Source organism: Sulfurihydrogenibium yellowstonense SS-5, from assembly GCF_000173615.1.
Taxonomy (GTDB): domain Bacteria; phylum Aquificota; class Aquificia; order Aquificales; family Hydrogenothermaceae; genus Sulfurihydrogenibium; species Sulfurihydrogenibium yellowstonense.
In genome coordinates this window covers 1-4,934 of the sequence record NZ_ABZS01000129.1, presented here as the reverse complement: position 1 = coordinate 4,934, position 4,934 = coordinate 1, and the positions used below count along the sequence as shown (strand labels likewise).

Annotated in this window: 4 protein-coding genes and 1 pseudogene; 1 reads left to right on the top strand and 4 read right to left on the bottom strand. The window is 33.2% G+C overall.

Annotated features, from left to right (window positions below; translation table 11 throughout):
• The 3 genes from SULYE_RS05865 to hemL form a co-directional block, all read right to left on the bottom strand.
• Window positions 1-351, bottom strand: a 351-nt coding sequence (locus SULYE_RS05865) for a Gfo/Idh/MocA family protein (RefSeq protein WP_007547495.1), incomplete at its 3' end; no start/stop codon positions are given.
• Between the two features lie 538 nt (window positions 352-889).
• The gene (nrdR, locus tag SULYE_RS05860; protein WP_007547493.1) at window positions 890-1,360 is read right to left on the bottom strand and encodes a transcriptional regulator NrdR; all 471 of its coding nucleotides are present in this window, start codon (window positions 1,358-1,360) and stop codon (window positions 890-892) included.
• Window positions 1,357-2,643, bottom strand: coding sequence for a glutamate-1-semialdehyde 2,1-aminomutase (hemL, locus tag SULYE_RS05855; protein ID WP_007547491.1), 1,287 nt, complete (start codon window positions 2,641-2,643; stop codon window positions 1,357-1,359). Before hemL ends, nrdR begins: the two co-directional genes overlap by 4 nt.
• 545 nt (window positions 2,644-3,188) lie before the next feature.
• On the opposite strand from hemL, the pseudogene SULYE_RS08750 reads away from it, so the two are divergent.
• A pseudogene (locus SULYE_RS08750) lies at window positions 3,189-4,172 on the top strand (IS110 family RNA-guided transposase); the annotation flags it as partial.
• Window positions 4,173-4,284: 112 nt separating this feature from the next.
• Here SULYE_RS08750 and SULYE_RS07955 read toward each other — a convergent pair.
• On the bottom strand, window positions 4,285-4,934 hold a 650-nt coding region (locus SULYE_RS07955), incomplete at its 5' end, for a helix-hairpin-helix domain-containing protein (protein WP_007547485.1).

Here is a 4,934-nt window from a genome sequence, read left to right as displayed (position 1 = left end):
TAACTCAATTTCTGAAACTGACAGATAAACATTTTTTTTGTATGCTAATTCAAGTGTTTCTTCAAGCTCTTTTCTGCTTAAAGATGGTGGTTTTTCTACCATTACATTAATACCAGCATCTAAAAATTTTCTTGCTATTGGCAGATGTGATTGTGGAGATGTTGCTACAAAAACAGCGTCTAAATCCTCATTTAAAGCCTTTTCTATATCTTGAAATTTTTTAACATCGTCAGGAAATTTTGAAAGTTGTTCAGGATTTGAATCTATAAGAACATAATCCAGATTTAGCTCTTTAAATTTATTAACATACTTACTTCCCATATTTCCAATGCCAACTATTCCTACCTTCAAGACCGTCTCCAATTTTTTGTTAAAAAATATGCAAAAATTATACCTAAAATTTTAGATAAAATCATTTGAAAACTCAGAAAAACCTTTTTGATTTTTTGCAAAATTTAGAAAAATTTTTAGAATATCAAATTAATAACCTTTAATTTTCATGCTACAATATTTGTACCTTGAGTGAAGAATTAGCGGTTTTTTATGAAATTTAAAAATGAGATCCTTCGGCCTTACGGCCTCGGTATGACAGAGAAAATGAAAGTATATTAACAATTACCTTATTTGTCATTTTGAGCGTAAGCGAAGAATCTCATATTTTTTCTTCTCAAGTCAAAAAATCAAAAAAGAGATCCTTCGGACTTGCGTCCTCAGGATGACAGGGAAAGGTTTAATGTTGTACGCTAGAGAAAGAGTAACCTTATTCGTCATTCTGCACTGCCGAAGAATTTCCTTTTTCAATTTTTAGAAGAGTAGACCCTTCATTGCAGGATGACAAAGAAGACAAACTTACAAAATTTTTGCATCATTTTCGTTTCAATTTTAAAAATTAACCTTTTGTATCTAAATTCTTTTTTTCAAAGCTTTTTATAAATTCTTCAAAATCTTTAATGTCTTCAAATCCATCAAACACAGATACAAATCTAAGATAAGATACAGGGTCTAACTCTTTGAGTCTGTTTTTAACTAAATCTCCAATTTCTGCAGAACTAACTTTTAATTTTCCTTCATCAAGAAGATATTTTTCTATGTCGTCTGCTATCTGCCTGACCTGCTCTTGTGTAATTGGTCTGTTTTTGGATGCAAGCAGTATTCCTCTGATGATTTTTTCTTTATTAAATGGTTCTACTGTGTTATTTTTCTTTATAACTTCTATATACTCTTCTTCAATTCTCTCGTAGGTTGTAAATCTGTATCCACAGTTTAAACATTCTCTTCTTCTTTTTATAACAACACCTTCTTTTGATTGTCTTGTTTCTAAAACCTTATCATTGAGACTTCCGCATTTAGGACACTTCATGATAGTTGCTTAAAGCACTCATAAGCTTTATTTAATGTATCTTCTAAATCTCTTTGGCTATGTGCTGTGCTTAAGAAAAAGGCTTCAAATTGTGATGCAGGTAAGTATACTCCTTTTTCAAGCATACAACGGAAGAATTTTGCAAACTTTTTCGAGTCGGAGGTTTTAGCCGTCGTAAAGTCTACAACTTCTTTATCTGTAAAGAATACGGTTATCATAGACCCAACTCTGTTAACTGCAACTGGGACTCCTGTTTCCTGGGAGATTTTTTTAAATCCTTCTTCTAAAAATCTTCCTTTTTCATCAAGCTCTTGGTATGGGTTTAGTTGTTTTAAAAGCTGAAGCTGTGTTAAACCTGCAGTCATTGCCAATGGGTTTCCAGACAGTGTTCCAGCTTGATATACAGGTCCAACCGGTGCTACGTACTCCATAATTTCTCTTTTTCCACCGTAAGCACCAACAGGCAACCCACCACCTATTACTTTTCCAAAAGTTGTTAAATCCGGGTCTATATCGTAAAGTTCCTGAGCTCCCCCATATGAGAGTCTAAATCCTGTCATGACTTCATCAAAAATAAGTAAAGCTCCGTATTTTCTTGTAATTTCTCTCAGTTTTTGATGGTATTCTTTAGATGGGGCTACAACCCCCATATTTCCAGCTACCGGTTCAATGATTACACAAGCAATATCGTCTCCATATTTTTCAAATGCTTCTTCAACGGCTTCTATATTGTTATATGGTAAAACTATTGTTAAACTTGCTAATTCTTCCGGTATTCCGGGAGTTCCGGGTATTCCAAGAGTTGCCACCCCTGAGCCGGCAGAAACTAATAAACTATCTCCATGTCCATGATAGCATCCATCAAATTTTATTATTTTTTTTCTTTTTGTGTAGCCTCTTGCAAGTCTGATTGCACTCATTGTAGCTTCTGTTCCAGAATTTACAAATCTTACCATCTCGACAGATTTAACAGCATCTATTACAGCTTTAGCCATCTCTACTTCAAGTTCTGTTGGTGCTCCAAAGCTTGTTCCATAGTTAGAAATCTGTTTTATAGCGTTTATAACCTGGTCGTGAGCATGCCCTAAAATCAACGGTCCCCAAGACAAAACATAATCTATATATTCATTGTCATCAACATCCCAAATTCTACATCCTTTTCCTTTTTTTATGAAAATTGGGTCTGCTTCAACAGCTTTGAAAGCTCTAACAGGAGAATTTACACCACCAACCAAGTATTTTTGTGCTTCTTGAAAAAGCTCTTTAGATTTTTGAGTGTTCATCGAATCCTCCAATTGGAAAAAGTTAAAAATATTATAACTTAAGATTGATTTTGTGCTGATTCTAAACTTAAAATTATACCTTGGAATAGGAAAATAGTAATTTTTATAGAATTTAAATATAAGATCCTTCACTTCGTTCAGGATGACGGAAAGGGTAACAATAACATCATTCTGTAGCCGGCGAAAAATCTCCTTTATACCCTTCTTTCTTTCAAATAACAATAAAAAAGGAGATCCATCGGACTAAAGTCCTCAGGATGACAAAGACAATACAATAATGTCATCGTATGTTAAATATACCAAAATTTTTTAAACCATAAGAGAATAAGTTTTATAATAATTATAGACATGGGAGAAAAAAGGAAGGACAGATCAAGTTATTGTCATTGGTCTTTTAAGACCGCTCAGAATGTTTGTAGACTGTCCTTCCTCTACTTCCTAAAACCTGAATCAGAACATTAGGCTTTTAAGCCTGTATTGATTACGATGATAGGTTATCAGGAAGTTTCTCTCATGTCAAGTATTTTATGAAAGGAGGTGCTTTTATGAATAGCTACAAAATCGTCGTTGGAGTTGATGTATCTAAAAACTCATTCACTGCTACAGTTTTGTATGATAACAAGAAAGAAACCTTTGAAGTTAAATCAGACCCGGTTGAGTTTGAAAAGAAAATAAAGCCTTATCTTAAAAAGTTTAAGCAGTCAGATATGCTTATCATAATGGAGCATACAGGAGTTTATCATTTAAAGCTTGCTAATTATCTGTATGAAAATGGCTATAAAGTAGCAGTGATTAATCCATTTTCAATAAGGAAATTTATGGAAGCTAAAATGACAAGAGTTAAAACAGATAAAACTGATTCATACTTTATTGCAGAATATGGAAGAACGTTTTTTGATGGAGAGCTTTATAAACCAAAACCAGATGTAGAAAAAGAGATTGAAGTAAAACTAAAGATATTGGAAGACCTACAACAGCAACTTACAATGCTGAAAAACAAAAGAGAATCATTAAGTCATGTACCAATGAAAAGACTGAAAGAGAATTTAGAATATTACGATGAGTTGATTAGAAAAATAGAAAAAAGCATAAAAGAACTTGAGAAAGAAATAAAAGAATAGTCTAAAAAGAATTTTCAAGAGGAATACAAGCTTTTAAAAAGCATACCTGGTGTAAGTGATAGGGTTATAGGAGTGGTAATAGCAATGTTTGGAGGATTTAAAAGATTCAAGAGTGTAAAAGAAGCAGCCAGCTTTGCTGGTTTAAATCCAAGCCCATATGAAAGTGGAACGAGCGTAAAGAAAAGTGGTTCAATAAAAAAGATGGGAAATCCATATGCAAGAAAGATACTATACATGGCAGCACTATCAGCAATAAGGTTTAACAAATACTGCAGAGAATTATACGAAAGATTAGTAAGTAAAGGTAAAGCTAAAAAATTAGCATTAGTAGCTGTAGCACATAAGCTATTAAGGCAGGCATATGGTGTATTAAAAAACAGAAGACCATTTGATGAAAATTTTTGTACTTGGCATTTAACAAAGAACATTCTGAGGGTCAGCGAAGAATCTCCGTCCTTACAGCCTTAGGATGATGGATAAAGCAAACATGATGAAATTTTTACAACACTCTCAGCTTCATCTACTCAGCGTTTTCACCACCAATTAGCTTTAAAAACTCTTCTTCGTTTATTATCTTCACTGTTCCAAGCTTTTGAGCTTTTTGTAATTTACTTCCTGGCTCTTCTCCAACTACTAAGTAATGCACTTTTTTAGAAACTGTATCTAAAACATTTCCTCCAAGACTTTCTACTATCTCCTTAGCTTTTTCCCTACTACAACATTTTAAAGTTCCTGTAAATACAAAGTTTAAACCTGCGAGCTTACCTTTTTTCTCTTCTTCTTCATGACAGGTTTTTACTCCAAGGTCCCTTAACTCTTGTATCATCTTTAGATTTTGCTGGTTGTGGAAAAAATTATAAATCTCTGATGCAACTTTATCGCCAACATCCGGGAGTTTGATTAAATCTGTGATTGTAAAATCCTTTAGATCATCAATACATTTCACGGCCGATGCTAAGGTTTTGGCTGTTACTTCTCCAACGTATCTTATGCCAAGACCGTAAATTAACCTGTAAAGTGGTCTTTTTTTGCTTTCTTCAATAGCATTTTTCAAGTTTTCTACTGACTTTGGACCAAATCCGGGTATATTCTTAATCAAATTATAGTTAAGTCTGTAAATATCCGGAATTGTTCTTACAAGCTTTAAATTATAAAATTTTCTGATTGTAG